The sequence below is a fragment of the Pseudomonas sp. 58 R 12 genome (assembly GCF_900005865.1).
Lineage (GTDB): Bacteria > Pseudomonadota > Gammaproteobacteria > Pseudomonadales > Pseudomonadaceae > Aquipseudomonas > Aquipseudomonas tritici.
In genome coordinates this window covers 229,871-246,873 of sequence record NZ_CVTP01000019.1, presented here as the reverse complement: position 1 = coordinate 246,873, position 17,003 = coordinate 229,871, and the positions used below count along the sequence as shown (strand labels likewise).

Annotated in this window: 16 protein-coding genes; 10 read left to right on the top strand and 6 right to left on the bottom strand. The window is 61.0% G+C overall.

Annotated elements, in window-relative coordinates; all coding sequences use genetic code 11:
- Positions 1 to 24: 24 nt before the first annotated feature.
- The 3 genes from BFP95_RS16755 to BFP95_RS16745 are packed head-to-tail and all read left to right on the top strand — an operon-like array spanning position 25 to position 1,913.
- On the top strand, positions 25 to 561 hold the full coding sequence (locus BFP95_RS16755; RefSeq protein ID WP_065882151.1) for an MFS transporter: 537 nt from the start codon (positions 25 to 27) through the stop codon (positions 559 to 561).
- A 21-nt stretch (positions 562 to 582) separates the two neighbouring features.
- Positions 583 to 1,359, top strand: coding sequence for a class II glutamine amidotransferase (locus BFP95_RS16750; RefSeq protein ID WP_065874817.1), 777 nt, complete (start codon positions 583 to 585; stop codon positions 1,357 to 1,359).
- Positions 1,360 to 1,370: 11 nt separating this feature from the next.
- On the top strand, positions 1,371 to 1,913 hold the full coding sequence (locus BFP95_RS16745; protein ID WP_049709451.1) for a DUF2937 family protein: 543 nt from the start codon (positions 1,371 to 1,373) through the stop codon (positions 1,911 to 1,913).
- 206 nt (positions 1,914 to 2,119) lie between these two features.
- Here BFP95_RS16745 and BFP95_RS16740 read toward each other — a convergent pair whose 3' ends face one another.
- Positions 2,120 to 3,040, bottom strand: a complete 921-nt coding sequence (locus BFP95_RS16740; protein ID WP_065874818.1) for a LysR family transcriptional regulator — start codon at positions 3,038 to 3,040, stop codon at positions 2,120 to 2,122.
- 175 nt (positions 3,041 to 3,215) lie between these two features.
- On the opposite strand from BFP95_RS16740, the gene BFP95_RS16735 reads away from it, so the two are divergent.
- Genes BFP95_RS16735 through BFP95_RS16725 form a run of 3 tightly spaced genes read left to right on the top strand, consistent with a single transcriptional unit; the run spans position 3,216 to position 5,568 of the window.
- Entirely contained in the window at positions 3,216 to 3,956 is a 741-nt protein-coding gene (locus BFP95_RS16735; RefSeq protein WP_065874819.1) for a 5-oxoprolinase subunit PxpA, read from the top strand.
- Positions 3,953 to 4,657 (top strand): 5-oxoprolinase subunit B family protein, encoded by a 705-nt coding sequence (locus BFP95_RS16730; RefSeq protein WP_065874820.1) that lies wholly within the window; start codon positions 3,953 to 3,955, stop codon positions 4,655 to 4,657. The genes BFP95_RS16735 and BFP95_RS16730 overlap by 4 nt, the downstream gene beginning before the upstream one ends.
- The gene (locus BFP95_RS16725) at positions 4,654 to 5,568 is read left to right on the top strand and encodes a 5-oxoprolinase subunit C family protein (protein WP_065910453.1); all 915 of its coding nucleotides are present in this window, start codon (positions 4,654 to 4,656) and stop codon (positions 5,566 to 5,568) included. The genes BFP95_RS16730 and BFP95_RS16725 overlap by 4 nt, the downstream gene beginning before the upstream one ends.
- A gap of 106 nt (positions 5,569 to 5,674) precedes the next feature.
- Here BFP95_RS16725 and BFP95_RS16720 read toward each other — a convergent pair whose 3' ends face one another.
- The 3 genes from BFP95_RS16720 to BFP95_RS16710 form a co-directional block, all read right to left on the bottom strand.
- On the bottom strand, positions 5,675 to 6,853 hold the full coding sequence (locus BFP95_RS16720) for a vWA domain-containing protein (RefSeq protein ID WP_065910452.1): 1,179 nt from the start codon (positions 6,851 to 6,853) through the stop codon (positions 5,675 to 5,677).
- Positions 6,853 to 7,698: an AAA family ATPase gene (locus BFP95_RS16715; RefSeq protein WP_003210690.1), complete on the bottom strand. Its 846-nt coding sequence runs from the start codon at positions 7,696 to 7,698 to the stop codon at positions 6,853 to 6,855. The genes BFP95_RS16720 and BFP95_RS16715 overlap by 1 nt, the downstream gene beginning before the upstream one ends.
- Before the next feature lie 99 nt (positions 7,699 to 7,797).
- Entirely contained in the window at positions 7,798 to 8,874 is a 1,077-nt protein-coding gene (locus tag BFP95_RS16710) for a DUF748 domain-containing protein (RefSeq protein WP_049709445.1), read from the bottom strand.
- 125 nt (positions 8,875 to 8,999) lie between these two features.
- On the opposite strand from BFP95_RS16710, the gene cysK reads away from it, so the two are divergent.
- Both cysK and BFP95_RS16700 read left to right on the top strand, forming a co-directional pair.
- Positions 9,000 to 9,974 (top strand): cysteine synthase A, encoded by a 975-nt coding sequence (gene cysK / locus BFP95_RS16705; RefSeq protein ID WP_065874822.1) that lies wholly within the window; start codon positions 9,000 to 9,002, stop codon positions 9,972 to 9,974.
- Between the two features lie 109 nt (positions 9,975 to 10,083).
- Complete coding sequence (locus BFP95_RS16700) at positions 10,084 to 11,019, top strand: aspartyl/asparaginyl beta-hydroxylase domain-containing protein (RefSeq protein ID WP_065874823.1); 936 nt, start codon at positions 10,084 to 10,086, stop codon at positions 11,017 to 11,019.
- Positions 11,020 to 11,144: 125 nt separating this feature from the next.
- On the opposite strand, the gene acnA is transcribed toward BFP95_RS16700, so the two are convergent.
- Positions 11,145 to 13,886, bottom strand: a complete 2,742-nt coding sequence (acnA, locus tag BFP95_RS16695; protein WP_065882175.1) for an aconitate hydratase AcnA — start codon at positions 13,884 to 13,886, stop codon at positions 11,145 to 11,147.
- Between the two features lie 191 nt (positions 13,887 to 14,077).
- On the opposite strand from acnA, the gene rlmM reads away from it, so the two are divergent.
- Both rlmM and tusA read left to right on the top strand, forming a co-directional pair.
- The gene (gene rlmM / locus BFP95_RS16690) at positions 14,078 to 15,154 is read left to right on the top strand and encodes a 23S rRNA (cytidine(2498)-2'-O)-methyltransferase RlmM (protein WP_065874825.1); all 1,077 of its coding nucleotides are present in this window, start codon (positions 14,078 to 14,080) and stop codon (positions 15,152 to 15,154) included.
- Positions 15,155 to 15,286: 132 nt separating this feature from the next.
- Positions 15,287 to 15,538 (top strand): sulfurtransferase TusA, encoded by a 252-nt coding sequence (gene tusA / locus BFP95_RS16685; protein ID WP_065874826.1) that lies wholly within the window; start codon positions 15,287 to 15,289, stop codon positions 15,536 to 15,538.
- Here tusA and BFP95_RS16680 read toward each other — a convergent pair.
- Positions 15,535 to 16,929, bottom strand: coding sequence for an MATE family efflux transporter (locus tag BFP95_RS16680; protein ID WP_065874827.1), 1,395 nt, complete (start codon positions 16,927 to 16,929; stop codon positions 15,535 to 15,537). The genes tusA and BFP95_RS16680 overlap by 4 nt on opposite strands.
- Positions 16,930 to 17,003 lie beyond the last annotated feature (74 nt).

The following is a 17,003-nucleotide window of genomic DNA, read 5'->3' as shown; positions in this document are numbered from 1 at the left end:
GGATTATTCTCTATCTGGCAGACGGTGGCAGGCATTGCAGCCGCGACACGCAAAAGCCGTTATCATAGCCGCCTGTTTGCCAACCTTGCCATGGACACCATGACCGAGAACGACTATCTGACCGCTTGGGGCCTTTACGCCTTCGCTGCCTTGGGCTGCCTGTTGGTGTGGTGGCGCATGACCCGCTGGATCTGGCGCTGGCTGCGCGAGCCGTTGCAACTGCTGATGGCGGTGCTGCTGTTCAGCCCGACCATCGTCGATCCGGTCAAGACCCAGTTCGCGCCGGCCGTGGCCATTACCGCCCTGGACCTGGTGCTCAAGGTCGGCAACAACGCCTGGCGGGCCATTTCCGATTTGTTCATGTACACCATGATCGCCTTTGGCGTGTACCTCGTGATCGTATTGATCCGCTGGCCCATCGAGCGCGCCGCCAACGCCCGCCGTGAGCGCAAGGCCGCCGCCGATGCGGCACTGGCCGCTGAACCTGAAAGCGATGACGATGACGTGCCTTTCCGCCGTCCTGCGCCTGTGAGCGGTATGCGGGTCGAACCGCGCCTTTAACGTTGTAGCGAGAGCCCTGGCATGTGTGAATTATTGGGCATGAGTGCCAACGTCCCCACCGACATCGTGTTCAGCTTTACCGGGCTGATGCAGCGCGGTGGGCGCACTGGCCCGCACCGCGACGGTTGGGGCATTGCGTTTTATGAAGGGCGTGGCCTGCGCTTGTTCCAGGACCCGGCCGCGAGCAGTGAGTCGGAAGTCGCGTTGCTGGTGCAGCGTTACCCGATCAAAAGTGAAGTGGTGATTGGCCATATTCGCCAGGCCAACGTCGGCAAGGTCAGCCTGGCCAATACCCATCCGTTCGTGCGCGAACTGTGGGGGCGCAACTGGTGCTTCGCGCATAACGGCCAGCTGGCAGACTTCAATCCCCGCGCCACGTTCTACCGCCCGGTGGGCGATACCGACAGCGAAGCGGCGTTCTGCGATTTGCTCAATCGCGTGCGCGAAGCCTTTCCTGAGCCGGTGGAGATTGAGAAAGTCTTGCCGGACCTGATTGCCGCCTGTTCCGAGTACCGCAGCAAAGGTGTGTTCAACTGCCTGCTCAGCGATGGCGACTGGCTGTTTTGCTACTGCTCGACCAAATTGGCGCAGATTACCCGCCGCGCACCTTTTGGGCCGGCGCGCTTGAAAGATGTCGACGTGATCGTCGATTTTCAGGCCGAAACCACACCCAATGATGTCGTCACCGTGATCGCCACCGAGCCTTTGACCGACAACGAAAACTGGACCCGTTACGAACCGGGCCAATGGAGCCTGTGGCGACGCGGTGAATGCGTCAGCCAGGGCATCACCGAGTAAGGATATCGACCATGTTGCTCAGTTATCTGCGGTTGGTGCTGTTTGCCATCGGCCTGTTGGTCGGCGTGCAAGTGCCCGGGTTTATCAACGACTACGCCAAGCGCGTCGAGGCTCACCTGATCGAGGCCCAGACGGGCCTGAGCGGGTTCGAAACCACCGCGCGGCAGTTCTTCAACGGTGACTTGCAGGCGTTGGTGGCGCATTACCGCGCCAGCGATGATCCTGTGTTCCAGAGCGACGCCAACAGCCTGGGCGCCATGCTTGACCGCCAAGTGGCGTTGGATAAGCAGTTCCAGGCGATGCAAGGGCCTTGGTACATCCGCGCCCTGCAAGTGGCGGTGGCGGCGGACCCGGATATTCGCCAGGAAACCTGGAATGGCTACAGCTACCAGATCCTGCTGACTCCCGAAGCCATGGGCTGGGGGTTGGGCGGGGCGATGCTGTTGTCGTTTGGCATCGAATGCCTGTTCCGCCTGATCGACTGGGTGGTGTTGGGCGGCAAGCGCCTGCGCCAGAGCCGGCCGATTGAAGAGCGTGACCTCAAAGGCCTCTAAAGACCGACGCGGTCAAATGTGGGAGCTGGCCGCAGAGGTATAGCGAGTCTCTGCGTAGCAGCTGTCGAGCTTGGCGAGGCTGCGTCAGCGGTGTATCAGACAGACCGCAAACGCAGCCTCGCCAAGGCTCGACAGCTGCTACGCGATATCACATTTAGAATGTGTAGATACCGATGGCTATCGCAGGCAAGCCAGCTCCCACAGTTTTAATCGAGTTGAGCCAGCACCATCCGCTCCTCGCCGACTACCCCGGCATAGCGGGCAACGACTTTCTGACACAACCCCACAATCTCCTCCACCAACTCCACCCCCACGCGCCACGACACCACCACCTGCAAGTTCGGCAAGCGCTGCGCCATCGGCAACATCACCAATTCCCCGCGCGCCAGCTCTTCGCTGACCAGCACCGGCGGCAACGCGCCAATCCCAAAGCCATCGCGCAGCAAGCGGGTAATCGCCGACACCGAGTTCACGCAGTTCATCCGCGGCGCGGCCACGCCGTTGGCCTGCATCAGGCTGATGACGTCCTGGTGCGGGTGGGAATTTTTCGAGTAGGTGATGATGCGCTCCTGGGCCAGTTCGGCGAGGGAGGCGTAATCCCGGTTGTAGATCGACTGGCTGGCGACGATCCAGGCCATGGGGTGGCTGGCAAGCTCCAGGCTGCGTACGGTTTCGAGGCGCAGCAGGTCGGTTTGCAGGATCAGGTCGAGAAAGCCTTTTTGCAGCTGATCGCTGAGGTTCAGCGCGGTATCGGCGACCAATTCGATTTCTACCAATGGGAAATGGTCCATCAGTTCCGCCACCAGCGGGCTGAGCCACGTGTGGATCACCGTGTCCATGGCGCCGATGCGGATGCGCCCGACCTTGCTGCTGGTGGTCTCCAGGGATTGCTTCAACCCCTGCATCGTCACCATCATCTGCTCGGCATAATCGAGTACCTTCAAGCCTTCCGGGGTCAGGCTCACGCCGCGAGAGTCGCGCAGAAACAACTTCACCCCCAGCTCGCTTTCCAGCACGGCAATGCGGCTTGAGATCGAGGCCTGGGTGGTGAACAACTTCTCGGCGGTCAGGCGGAAGCTCTTGAGCTTGGCCACCCAGACGAAGGTTTCGAGGAACTTCAAATTCATGGGATCAACTTTTTCTTATGCATGGATCGGTTTTTATTAGTTGGACGCCGCACCGGGCCAGCGCCAAAAATCGAGCTATTCCACGATAAGCGCCGTTGGGGTGTCAGGACAAGTTGCGAGTTCTGCGTAAAAAATCCCACACTACAAAAAAACAAAGCCTACAGGAGCACCTACCGTGAGCCGCTTGCTACTGAATTGCGATATTGGCGAAAGCTTCGGCAACTGGACCATGGGTCTGGACGCCGAGGTCATGCCGTTCATTGATTGCGCCAACGTGGCGTGCGGCTTTCATGCCGGCGACCCGAGCATCATGCGCAAAACCGTCAGCCTGGCGCTCAAGCACGGCGTGCAAATCGGCGCGCACCCGGCCTACCAGGACCTGCAAGGCTTCGGCCGTCGCTCCATGGCTTACACGCCGCAGGAAATCCAGGACCTGTTGCATTATCAGATCGGCGCCCTTGAAGGTATCTGCCGGGCGCAAGGCGGGCGGGTCAGCTACGTCAAACCCCACGGCGCGATGTACAACGACATGATGGCCAACCCTGTGCAGTTGCGCGCCGTGATCCAGGCCGTCGCCGCTTATGGCGAGCTGCCGCTGATGCTGCTGGCCACTCGCGACAACAGCGTGGCCCAGGCGTTGGGTAACGAATATGGGGTGACCCTGTGGTTCGAAGCCTTCGCCGACCGGGCCTACGACAACAATGGCCATCTGGTGTCCCGCCAGTTGCCCGGCGCGGTGCACCACGATTCCGAGACCATCGTGCAGCAGGCCCTGACCATTTCCCGTGGCGAAGCACTCACCGCCAGCGACGGCAGCCCGCTGGTCTTACAGGCCAATACCCTGTGCGTGCACGGCGACAACGCCAGTTCGGTCGCGGCGGTACAGCGCATCCGCGAGGCGTTGAAACCAGCATGAAGCCACGGATTGAAGTGGTGGCCATTGACGGCCTGATGGTGCGTCTGTTCGATGTGATCGCCGAAGCCAATATGCCGTGGATGCTCGCGGCTACGCAGCGCCTGCGCAGCGCTTTTGGCGCGGCACTGGTGGACCTGGTGCCGTCCTACACCACCTTGATGGTGCATTACGACCTCTGCGCATTGAGCCCAGCCCAGGCACGGGAGCTGATCACTCACGCCCTCACCGACCTGCAACCGCAAGCCCAGGGCGGCGGCCAGCGCCACGTGCTGCCGGTGTGGTACGACCTGAGCGTCGGCCCGGAATTGACCTTGCTCAGCCAGCGCAGCGGGCTGGCCATCGACGACGTGATCCGCCGCCACAGTGCCCACGAATATCAGGTGTTCGCCCTTGGCTTCGCGCCTGGCTTTGCCTTTATGGGGCTGGTGGATGAAATCCTCGCCACGCCACGCCTCAGCACCCCGCGCAAGCGCGTGGCAGCCGGCAGCGTGGGCATCGCCGAACGGCAAACTGCCGCCTACCCGGTGGTATCCCCGGGCGGCTGGAACCTGATCGGCCGCACCCCGGCCAAGCTGTTCGACCGCGATCGCGACGGCTACAGCCTGATGCAGCCGGGCGACACCGTACGTTTTGAACCGGTCGATCACGCCCAATTCATCAAATTAGGTGGCGATGACACGCCGTTGGAGGCGCAGGCATGAGTCGCTTGATCATCGAGGCCAGCACGCCGCTGTGCCTGCTGCAGGACGCCGGTCGCTTTGGCGTGCGCCACTTGGGCGTGACCCAGGGCGGCGCGCTGGATTGGGTGTCGATGTCCTGGGCCAACTGGCTGCTGGGCAACGCACTGGACGCGCCAGTGGTGGAAATCACCCTCGGCGGCCTTACCGTGCAAGCCGAGGATTATTGCCTGCTGGCTCTGGCCGGTGCGGACCTGGGCGCGTATGTCGACGAGCGCGCTATCAGCCCCGGCCGCAGTTTTATCCTGCAAAAGGGCCAGCGTTTGCGCTTCACCCAGCCCTTCAGTGGGGCGCGGGCGTACTTGGCAGCACCGGGCGGGTTTGATGCGCCGGATGTGCTCGGCAGCTGCGCCACCGTTGTGCGCGAGGAATTGGGCGGGGTAGACGGTTTTGGCAAGGCGCTGGCCGAAGGCGGGCGCTTGGCCTATTCCGGTACAGGCGGTGCAATGAAGGTGCTGAGTGCCCCGGAGGGGCCATCCGGTAAACCGCTGGACGTGATTGTCGGCGCGCAGATCGGCCAGTTCAGCGGCCAAAGCCTGTTCGACGCGTTCAACACCGAATGGGCCCTCGACAGTCGTGCTGACCGCATGGGCATGCGCTTGCTGGGCACGCCGTTGCAGTATCAAGGGCCGTCGCTGATTTCCGAGGGGATTCCGCTGGGGGCGATCCAGGTGCCGCCGGATGGGCAGCCGATTGTGTTGCTTAATGATCGGCAGACGATTGGGGGGTATCCGCGCCTGGGGGCGTTGACGCCGCTGTCGCTGGCGCGGCTGGCGCAGTGTTTGCCGGGGGAGAAGGTGAGGTTGGCGCCGGTCGTGCAGGAGACGGCGCATCGGCAGCACATCGACTTTTTGCAGCGTTTTGCAGAGTGCTAACAGCATCGCAGGCAAGCCAGCTCCCACATTTGAATGCATTTCAACGTTGGAATGCATTCTCCTGTGGGAGCTGGCTTGCCTGCGATGGCGTCGGTGAATACGCCGCCTATTTGGAGAGAAACCGCATCCCTTCTTCCAACCCCCGCAGGGTCAACGGATACATCTGATCCTCGACCAACTCCCGCACAATCCCCGTCGACGCCGTATACCCCCAGGTGTCCTTCGGATACGGGTTAATCCAGATCAGCTTCTTGTACTTGGCCATGAAACGCTGCATCCACACATACCCCGGCTCTTCATTCCAGTGCTCAACGCTGCCACCCGCCTGGGTAATCTCATACGGCGCCATCGACGCGTCGCCGATAAAGATCACTTTGTAATCAGCGCCATACTTGTGCAGCAGGTCCTGGGTTGACGTGCGTTCGGACGTGCGGCGCAGGTTGTTCTTCCACACCGATTCGTACACAAAGTTGTGGAAGTAGAAGTACTCCAGGTGTTTGAACTCGGTCTTGCACGCGGAGAACAGCTCTTCGCAGATTTTCACATGGGCATCCATCGAGCCGCCGATATCGAACAGCAGCAACAGCTTGATGGTGTTACGCCGCTCCGGGCGCATCTGGATATTCAACAGCCCGGCATCGCGGGCGGTGTGGTCGATGGTGCCGTCGATGTCCAACTCTTCCGCCGCACCCTGGCGCGCGAATTTGCGCAGGCGGCGCAGGGCGATCTTGATATTGCGCGTGCCCAGTTCGACCTGGTCGTCGAGGTTCTTGTATTCGCGCCGGTCCCAGACTTTCACCGCCTTGCCCTGGCGCTTGCCGGCATCGCCGACACGAATACCCTCGGGGTTGTAGCCGCCGGAACCGAACGGGCTGGTGCCGCCGGTACCAATCCACTTGTTGCCGCCGGCGTGGCGTTCCTTCTGTTCTTCCAGGCGTTTCTTGAATTCTTCGATCAGCTTGTCGAGGCCGCCGAGGGACTGGATTTGCGCGCGCTCTTCATCGCTCAGCGAGCGTTCGAACTCCTTGCGCAACCAGTCTTCGGGGATCAGTGCCTGCAGGTGGTCGTCGAGTTTTTCCAGGCCGTTGAAATACGCACCGAAGGCGCGGTCAAACTTGTCGAAATGCCGCTCGTCCTTCACCAATATCGCCCGGGCCAAGTAGTAAAACTCGTCCATGTCGGCGAAGGTCACGCGCTGTTTCAGCGCGTTGATCAGGTCGAGCAGCTCGCGCACCGACACCGGCACCTTGGCGGCGCGCATCTCGTTGAACAGGTTGAGCAGCATCAGCGATTACCGCGACGGCTCATGAACGCCAGACGCTCCAGCAACTGCACGTCTTGCTCGTTCTTCACCAGCGCACCGGCCAGCGGCGGGATGGCCTTGGTCGGGTCGCGCTCGCGCAGCACGGCTTCGCCGATGTTGTCGGCCATCAGCAGTTTGAGCCAGTCGACCAGTTCGGAGGTGGACGGTTTTTTCTTCAGACCGGGTACTTTGCGCACGTCGAAGAACACGTCCAGCGCTTCGCTGACCAGGTCTTTTTTGATGTCGGGGTAGTGCACATCGACGATTTTTTGCAGGGTGGTGCGGTCGGGGAAGGCAATGTAATGGAAGAAGCAGCGGCGCAGGAACGCGTCCGGCAGCTCTTTTTCGTTGTTGGAGGTAATGATGATGATCGGGCGCTTCTTCGCCTTGATGGTCTCGTCGATTTCGTAGACGTAGAACTCCATCTTGTCGAGTTCTTGCAGCAGGTCGTTGGGGAACTCGATGTCGGCCTTGTCGATTTCATCGATCAGCAGGATTACCCGCTCTTCGGACTCGAAGGCTTCCCAGAGCTTGCCCTTCTTCAAGTAGTTGCGCACGTCGTGCACCTTGTCCACGCCCAGTTGCGAGTCGCGCAGGCGGCTGACCGCGTCGTACTCGTAGAGGCCCTGATGGGCCTTGGTGGTGGACTTGATGTGCCAGGTGATCAGCTTGGCACCGAAGGATTCGGCCAGTTGCTCGGCAAGCATGGTCTTGCCCGTGCCAGGCTCGCCCTTGACCAGCAGCGGCCGCTCCAGGGTGATGGCGGCGTTGACGGCCAGTTTCAGGTCGTCGGTGGCAACGTAGGCCTGGGTGCCTTCGAACTTCATCGGTATTTCCTCGAATTCATCAATGGCCGGACTATACCGCGCAGCCCCGGCGACTGTGAACGCAGACGGGCTATTCAGTCTCTGAATGGTCAGTCAGGCCTAATCCGCTGAGGGCTTGGGCTGTTCATATCGCGCATTGAATGCCTGGATGAATCCATTACGCAAAATCGAGATAAAGGCCGAGAACGCGCTGACATCCTGCTGGTGCACGCTGCCACTGAGCTCGACGCGGGTGGCGAACTGGTTTTTGCTCTGGTTTTTCAGCACCGTCTCACTGGCGCCGACCACGGCTTCCCAGATCGAGCGGAAGATGTTCTTGTCCTTGTTCTCCACGTCCTGCTTCCAGTCGAACACTTCCACGTTGCGCAGCAGCGGTTTGATGTAACCCGTGAGTTGGCCTTTTTCGGCCTGGGCTTCGATCACCACGTCGCCAGTGCCGGCCTTGAAGTCGAACTTGCCGTAGGCCGAGGCGAAGTCATTCATGCGCTTGAGCTGCAGGTCGCGGGCGCGGAAGCGAAACTCGAATTCTTCAAAGTCGCTCAGCGGATCAAACGTCGCCGTGGCCTCCAGTGGCGCCTGGCCTTGCAGCAAGGCCTTGCCTTCGAAGCGTGCGTCGCGCTTGCCTTTGACGTCCACCACGTTGGTGAGGTTGTAGAAACTGGCGTTGACCGAGGTGGCGTTGATGTTCACCGGCGGTTTGGAATTGAAGTTGTGGAACGAAATCTTGCCGTCTTCAATGCGCATTTCATTCAGGGTGATCGGCAGCAGTTTGCTCAACTGTTCCTGCCAGTCGGTGCCTTTACCCGTCTGTGACGCCTGCTTGTTGGCGCCGCCGTCGACGAAGTTGACCTCCGGCTTGACGAAATGCCCCTCGGCGACCACCGCATGGTCGTACCACAACGAGTGCCAGCTCACGGCAAATTCGATCAACGGCGCGTTGACGAACGGTACGGGCACCTTGCCGTCGACCTTGACGATCTTCAGGCCATTGATGCGATAGGCTCCGCGCCACAACGCCAAGTCCACATCGGTGACTTCGCCACGGTAGTCACCCATGTCGGCGAGCTTTTCATTCAAATAGTTGCGCACCAGATAGGGCAGCGCGATGTTCAAGGCAACCAGTACCACCACCAGCCCGGCGACGGTCCATAGCGGCCAACTGTAACGACGTTTCATGGTGCAGATCTCCTGACAGTTAGGAGATTGACTGTTTTGAATGCGCCAACGTTCCTCCGACTGGACGCTTCGAGAGGTGAGGCATACCCTTGGTCCTTTCTGGAAACTGCCAAATAGGACCCGTCATGAGCCGTATCTTTGCAGACAACGCGCACTCCATCGGTAACACGCCCCTGGTTCAGATCAACCGGATCGCACCGCGTGGCGTGACCATTCTGGCCAAGATCGAGGGGCGTAACCCGGGTTACTCGGTGAAATGCCGCATTGGCGCAAACATGATCTGGGACGCTGAAAGCAACGGCAAACTCAAGCCGGGCATGACCATTGTCGAACCCACCTCCGGCAACACCGGCATCGGCCTGGCGTTTGTCGCCGCTGCCCGTGGCTATAAATTGCTGTTGACCATGCCGGCGTCCATGAGTATCGAGCGGCGCAAAGTGCTTAAGGCCTTGGGGGCAGAATTGGTGCTGACCGAACCGGCCAAGGGCATGAAGGGCGCTATCGAAAAGGCTGGCGAAATCGTCGCCAACGATCCGGCCACTTATTTCATGCCGGCTCAATTCGAAAACCCGGCGAACCCGGCGATCCACGAAAAAACCACCGGCCCGGAAATCTGGAATGACACCGATGGCGCCGTGGACGTGCTGGTCGCGGGCGTGGGGACCGGCGGCACCATCACCGGCGTGTCGCGCTATATCAAGAACATTCAGGGCAAGCCGATTCTGTCGGTGGCCGTCGAGCCGATCGTGTCGCCGGTGATCACCCAGGCGCTGGCCGGTGAAGAGATCAAGCCGAGCCCGCACAAGATCCAGGGCATCGGCGCCGGTTTCGTGCCGAAAAACCTCGACCTGTCGATGGTCGACCGCGTGGAACTGGTCACCGACGACGAATCCAAAGCCATGGCCCTGCGCTTGATGCAGGAAGAAGGGATTCTGTGCGGCATCTCCTGCGGCGCCGCGATGGCCGTGGCGGTGCGCCTGGCCGAGAAGCCGGAAATGCAAGGCAAGACGATCGTGGTGATTCTGCCGGACTCCGGTGAGCGTTACCTGTCGAGCATGCTGTTCAGCGATTTGTTTACCGAACAAGAAAACCAGGCTTGATGTGAATCAGCGCAGGTGAGCTAGGCCTTCTGCATACTGGCCCAAATGTTTATCATGGCCGGCTGCTACGTCTGCTGTTGGCCAGGCGCTTATTTCCAGGAGTTGCTGCATGACCTTTTCTTTGGCCGCCAAACTGTCGGTGTTGCTGTTGTTTATTGGCAGCACGCTGTATGTGCACCTGCGCGGTAAGGCCCGTTTGCCGATGTTGCGCCAATTCGTCAACCATTCGGCGCTGTTCGCCCCATATAACGCCTTGATGTACCTGTTCTCGGCGGTGCCGTCCAAACCTTACCTGGACCGCAGCAAGTTCCCGGAACTGGACGTGCTCAAGGACAACTGGGAAGTGATCCGCGAAGAGGCCATGCACCTGTTCGACGAGGGTTACATCCGCGCTGCCGAAAAGAACAACGACGCCGGCTTCGGTTCGTTCTTCAAGAAGGGCTGGAAGCGTTTCTACCTCAAGTGGTACGACAAACCCCTGCCGTCGGCCGAGGCACTGTGCCCGAAAACCGTGGCACTGGTGAGCAGCATTCCTAACGTGAAGGGCGCGATGTTTGCGCTGTTGCCGGGCGGCAGCCACCTCAACCCGCATCGCGACCCGTTTGCCGGCTCGCTGCGTTACCACCTGGGGTTGTCCACGCCGAATTCCGACGCCTGCCGGATCTTTGTTGATGGCGAGGAATACGCTTGGCGCGACGGTGACGACGTGATGTTCGACGAAACCTACGTGCACTGGGTCAAGAACGAAACCGAGCAGACCCGTGTGATTCTGTTTTGCGACATTGAGCGGCCGCTGAGCAACCGCGTGATGACCCGCGTCAATCGCTGGGTCAGCAAGCAGTTGGGCCGCGCGACGGCGCCGCAGAACCTGGATGACGAGCGGGTTGGCGGGATCAACCAGGCGTATGCCTGGAGCAAGACCTTCAGCGACACGTTCAGTGGTGTGGTCAAGCAGTGGAAGCGCAAGCATCCCAAGGCCTACCGGATTGCCCGGCCGGTGCTGGCGGTAGTCGTGCTGGTGCTGTTGTGGCGCTGGTTGTTCTGATCGGAGTGCGGTCAAAAATGTGGGAGCGGGCTTGCTCGCGAATGCGGAGTGTCAGTCGATACATACTTGACTGATACACCGCATTCGCGAGCAAGCCCGCTCCCACATTTGATTTGCAGTGTTGCTTAGGACGCGATCAGTTGGCGCAGTACATAGTGCAGGATGCCCCCCGCCTTGAAGTACTCCACTTCATTCAACGTATCGATCCGGCACAGCACCTCTAGCTTCTCTGTACTGCCGTCCTCCCGCGTAATCACCAGCGTCAGGTTCATGCGCGGCACGATCTCTGCGTCCGTCAGCCCAAGAATGTCGACCTTCTCCTTGCCCGTCAGCTTGAGCGACTTGCGGTTCTGATCCAGCTTGAACTGTAGCGGCAACACGCCCATGCCCACCAGGTTAGAGCGGTGAATCCGTTCGAAACTCTCGGCAATCACCGCCTTCACACCCAGCAGGTTGGTGCCTTTGGCCGCCCAGTCACGGCTTGAGCCTGTGCCGTACTCCTGGCCGGCAATCACCACCAGCGGCGTGCCCGAAGCCTGGTATTTCATCGCGGCGTCGTAGATCGGCATTTTCTCGCCGGTAGGGATATACAGCGTATTACCGCCTTCCTCGCCGCCGAGCATTTCATTGCGGATGCGGATGTTGGCAAAGGTGCCGCGCATCATCACTTCATGGTTGCCTCGGCGTGAGCCATAGGAGTTGAAGTCGCGTGGCTCCACGCCTTGTTCGCGCAGGTAACGGCCTGCAGGGCTGTCGGTTTTGATGTTGCCGGCGGGGGAGATGTGGTCGGTGGTGACCGAATCGCCCAGCAGGGCCAGCACGTTGGCGCCTTGGACGTCCTTGATGACCGGCAAGGGACCTGCGATGTCATCGAAGAATGGCGGGTGCTGGATGTAGGTGGAGTCCTTCTGCCACACGTAGGTGGCGGCCTGTGGCACCTCAATGGCTTGCCACTGTTCGTCACCGGCAAACACCTCGGCGTATTCCTTGTGGAACATGCCGGTGCTGACTTGGGCCACCGCGTCGGCGATTTCCTTGCTGCTCGGCCAGATGTCCTTGAGGTACACCGGGTTGCCGTCCTGATCGTTACCCAGCGGCTCGCTGCTGATATCGATGCGTACGGTGCCGGCCAGGGCATAAGCCACGACCAGGGGCGGTGACGCCAGCCAGTTGGTCTTGACCAGCGGATGCACGCGGCCTTCGAAGTTGCGGTTGCCGGAGAGCACCGACGCTACGGCAAGGTCAGCCTTCTGGATGGCTTTCTCGATCGGCTCGGGCAACGGCCCGGAGTTGCCGATGCACGTGGTGCAGCCGTAACCCACCAAGTCGAAGCCAAGTTTATCCAGATATTGGGTGAGGCCTGCTGCCTTGTAGTAATCAGTGACCACCTTGGAGCCCGGGGCCAGCGAGGTTTTTACCCATGGCTTGCGGGTGAGGCCCTTTTCCACGGCCTTTTTCGCCACCAGCCCGGCCGCCATCATTACGCTGGGGTTGGAGGTGTTGGTGCAGGAGGTGATCGCGGCGATCACCACGGCACCGTTTTTCAGGCGGTAAGTGCGGCCGTCGTATTCGTAGTCGGTTTCGCCCACCAGGTCAGCATTGCCCACGGCAACCCCGCCGCCACCTTCGCTTTCCAGGCGGCCCTCTTCCTTGTTGGTGGGTTTGAATTGCAGGTCGAGGAAGTCGCTGAATGCTTGGCCGACATTTGGCAGCGACACGCGGTCCTGTGGGCGTTTTGGCCCGGCCAGGCTGGCTTCGACGCTGCCCATGTCCAGCGCCAGGCTGTCGGTGAATACCGGCTCTTGGCCAGCGTTGCGCCACAGGCCCTGCGCCTTGGTGTAGGCCTCGACCAGTTTTACGGTTTCCGTAGGTCGGCCGGACAAACGCAGGTAGTCCAGCGTTACTTCATCCACCGGGAAAAAGCCGCAGGTGGCGCCGTATTCCGGGGCCATGTTGGCAATGGTCGCGCGGTCGGCCAGGGGCAGGTCGGCCAAGCCATCGCCGTAGAACTCGACGAATTTACCCACCACGCCTTTTTTGCGCAGCATCTGGGTCACGGTCAGTACCAGGTCGGTGGCGGTGATGCCTTCCTTCAATTTGCCGGTGAGCTTGAAGCCGATCACTTCGGGGATCAGCATCGACACCGGCTGGCCGAGCATCGCGGCTTCCGCTTCGATCCCGCCCACGCCCCAGCCGAGTACGCCGAGGCCGTTGATCATGGTGGTGTGGGAGTCGGTGCCGACCAAGGTGTCGGGGAAGGCGTAGGTGCGGCCGTCTTCGTCTTTGGTCCACACGGTGCGGCCGAGGTATTCGAGGTTGACCTGGTGGCAGATGCCAGTGCCCGGTGGCACCACGCTGAAGTTATCGAAGGCGCTCTGGCCCCAACGCAGGAAGGCGTAGCGTTCGCCGTTGCGCTGCATCTCGATGTCGACGTTTTGCTCGAAGGCGTCGGCGTTACCGAACTTGTCGACCATCACCGAGTGGTCGATCACCAGGTCCACCGGCGACAGCGGGTTGATACGCTGCGGGTCGCCACCGGCCTTGGCCACGGCGGCGCGCATGGCGGCCAGGTCGACCACGGCGGGCACACCGGTAAAGTCTTGCATCAATACCCGCGCCGGGCGGTACTGGATCTCGCGGTCGGACTGGCGCTCTTTGAGCCAGGCGGCGATGGCCTTGAGGTCGGCGCCGGTGACGGTCTTGTCGTCTTCCCAGCGCAGCAGGTTTTCCAGCAGCACCTTGAGGGACATGGGCAATTTATCCAGGTCACCCAGGCTCTTGGCGGCTTCGGGCAAGCTGAAGTAGTGATAGGTTTTGTCGTCGATCTGTAGGGTTTTAAGGGTTCTCAGGCTATCAAGGGATGACATTACATGACTCCTTATGGTCCGCACGGCTACGGACCTGACGGGACGAACAGAGCTTTCAACTTAGCCCTGTTTTCATTAGCAGGCTAATAACTGGACTCTATCGTTAAGTCCAAGGTTCCGAACTCGGCTATCATGCGCGCGTTTTCATGACAGGACTTGCGCTACAGCAAGCCCAGTTGCCAGGAGATTCAATGAACACCCTTTTTATGCACTGCCGTCCGGGTTTTGAAGGCGAAGTCTGTTCCGAGATCGCGGAGCACGCTGCGCGCCTGAACGTTTCCGGCTACGCCAAGGCCAAGACCGGCAGCGCTTGCGCCGAATTTGTCTGCACCGAAGAAGACGGCGCCCAGCGCCTGATGCACGGCCAGCGCTTTGCCGAGCTGATCTTCCCAAGGCAGTGGGCGCGCGGGGTATTCATCGACCTGCCGGAAACTGACCGCATCAGCGTGATCCTCGCTCACCTGCAGGGTTTCCCGGTGTGCGGCAGCCTGTGGCTGGAAATGGTCGACACCAACGACGGCAAGGAGCTCTCGAACTTTTGCAAAAAATTCGAAGTGCACCTGCGCAAAGCTTTATTGAACGCCGGCAAGCTGGTGGATGACCCGAGCAAGCCGCGCCTGCTGTTGACCTTCAAAAGCGGCCGTGAAGTGTTCATGGGCCTGGCCGAGCCGAACAACTCGGCCATGTGGCCGATGGGCATCCCGCGCCTCAAGTTCCCGCGTGACGCGCCCAGCCGCTCGACCCTCAAGCTGGAAGAGGCCTGGCACCACTTTATCCCCCGCGACCAATGGGACGAGCGCCTGCACGGCGACATGACCGGCGTCGACCTCGGCGCAGCGCCGGGCGGCTGGACCTGGCAACTGGTCAACCGCGGCATGCTGGTGACTGCCATCGACAACGGCCCCATGGCTGAAAGCCTGATGGACACAGGCCTGGTGCAGCATTTGATGGCAGACGGCTTCACCTTCGTGCCCAAGCAGCCGGTGGACTGGATGGTCTGCGATATCGTCGAGAAGCCTGCGCGTAACGCCGCGCTGCTGGAAACCTGGATCGGCGAGGGGCATTGCCGCGAGGCGGTGGTGAACTTGAAGCTGCCGATGAAGCAGCGTTACGCCGAAGTGAAGCGCTTGTTGGAGCGCATCGAAGACGGTTTCAAGGCGCGCGGCATTCGCGTGGAGATCGGCTGCAAGCAGCTGTACCACGACCGTGAGGAAGTGACCTGCCATTTGCGTCGGTTGGAAACTGCCAAGAAACCCAAAACCCGCTGACGGCGCAGTTCAAAATGTGGGAGCGGGCTTGCCCGCGATAGCGGTATAACAGTCGAAATTTATAGTGAATGTGCCCCTTATCGCGGGCAAGCCCGCTCCCACAGGAGAGCGGGTCTGTTTCAGGAGTGATGTATGAATCAGCCCCTCGATTTGCCCGTAGACGCTGTGCTGGACGCCACCGGCCTCAACTGCCCGGAACCGGTCATGATGCTGCACCAGCACATCCGCGACCTGCCGCCTGGCGGCTTGCTCAAGGTGATCGCGACCGACCCGTCCACGCGCCGCGATATCCCCAAGTTCTGCGTGTTTCTTGACCACGAACTGGTGGATCAGCAGGAGCAGGCCGGTACGTACCTGTACTGGATCCGCAAGAAGTCCGCTTAACCCCGCGCCTTGTCTGCGCGAATGCGCCGGCGTGCACTGCGCGCCAGGCGCACCAGCAACATCCCCGCCGCGCAGCTCAGGCCCACGATCAGCCCTTGCCATAAGCCGCTTGGGCCGCTCGGCTCGCCCAGCCAGTCGGTCAGGCCCAGGGCGTAACCCACCGGTAGCCCCACGCCCCAATACGCGAACAAGGTCAGCACCATGGTCACGCGGGTGTCCTGATAGCCACGCAGTGCGCCTGCCGCCGTGACCTGGATCGAGTCGGAGAACTGGAACAGCGCGGAGAACACGATCAACATCGACGCTAAGTGAATCACCACCGGGTCCGGGGTGTAGATCGCCGCAATCTGCTCGCGAAACACCAGCATCAGGCTGCAAGACACGCAGGCATACGCCAACGCAGTGCCCATGCCGACACCGGCGGCGAAGCGCGCTTCACGCGGTTCGCCACGGCCCAGGGCTTGGCCGACGCGCACGGTGACGGCCATGCTCAAGGAGTAGGGGATCATGAACACCAGCGAGCTGACGTTCAGGGCGATCTGATGGCCGGATACCACCGTGGCCCCCAGGCTGCCGAGCAGCAATGCAATGACCGCGAAAATGCTCGATTCGGCAAAAATCGCGATGCCAATCGGTAGGCCAATCCCCAGTACACGCTTGATCACCGCCCATTGCGGCCAGTCGAAGCGCTTGAACAATTCGCTGCTCTGGTAGGCCGGCCCCCAGCGGGTCCAGCCGGCCAGGCCGAGCATCATCACCCACATCGCAATGGCTGTGGCCCAGCCACACCCTACGCCACCCATGGCCGGCAGGCCGAGGTGACCGTAGATGAAGATGTAGTTCAGCGGAATGTTCAGCGCCAGGCCACACAGGCCCATCACCATGCTCGGTCGTGTGCGGCCCAGGCCATCGCTGAAACAGCGCAGCACGTAATACAGCGCAATGGCCGGCATACCGGCGGCAATGCCATGCAGGTAGCCCATGGACGGCGCGATCAGGTCGGGCTCGACCTTCATCGCACGCAGGATCGGTTCGGCGCAGAGCAACAGCAGCGCTCCCGTGATACCGACCACCACCGCCAGCCACAAGGACTGTCGCACCAGCGGTCCGATCTCGCTGAACTGGCCCGCACCGTAGCGCTGGGCGACTTTCGGCGTGGTGGCCAGCAGGGTGCCGGTCATCAGCAGGTACACCGGGATCCAGATCGAATTGCCCAGGCCTACGGCCGCCAAGTCCTGGGGGCTGACGCGTCCGGCCATCACCGCATCGACAAAGCTCATCGCCGTGGTGGCCAGTTGGCCGATGATGATCGGCAAGGCGAGCGTCAACAGGCCGCGCACTTCCCGGCTGATGCGGGCGGGGCGGGTGAGGGTGGCGGTGGCAGTGTTCACGTACAGGTGTCCAGTAGAAGGCAGCGCAAGGACGGCGGATTCTACGCCTTGACGCATCAGTCAGGAAAAAACCT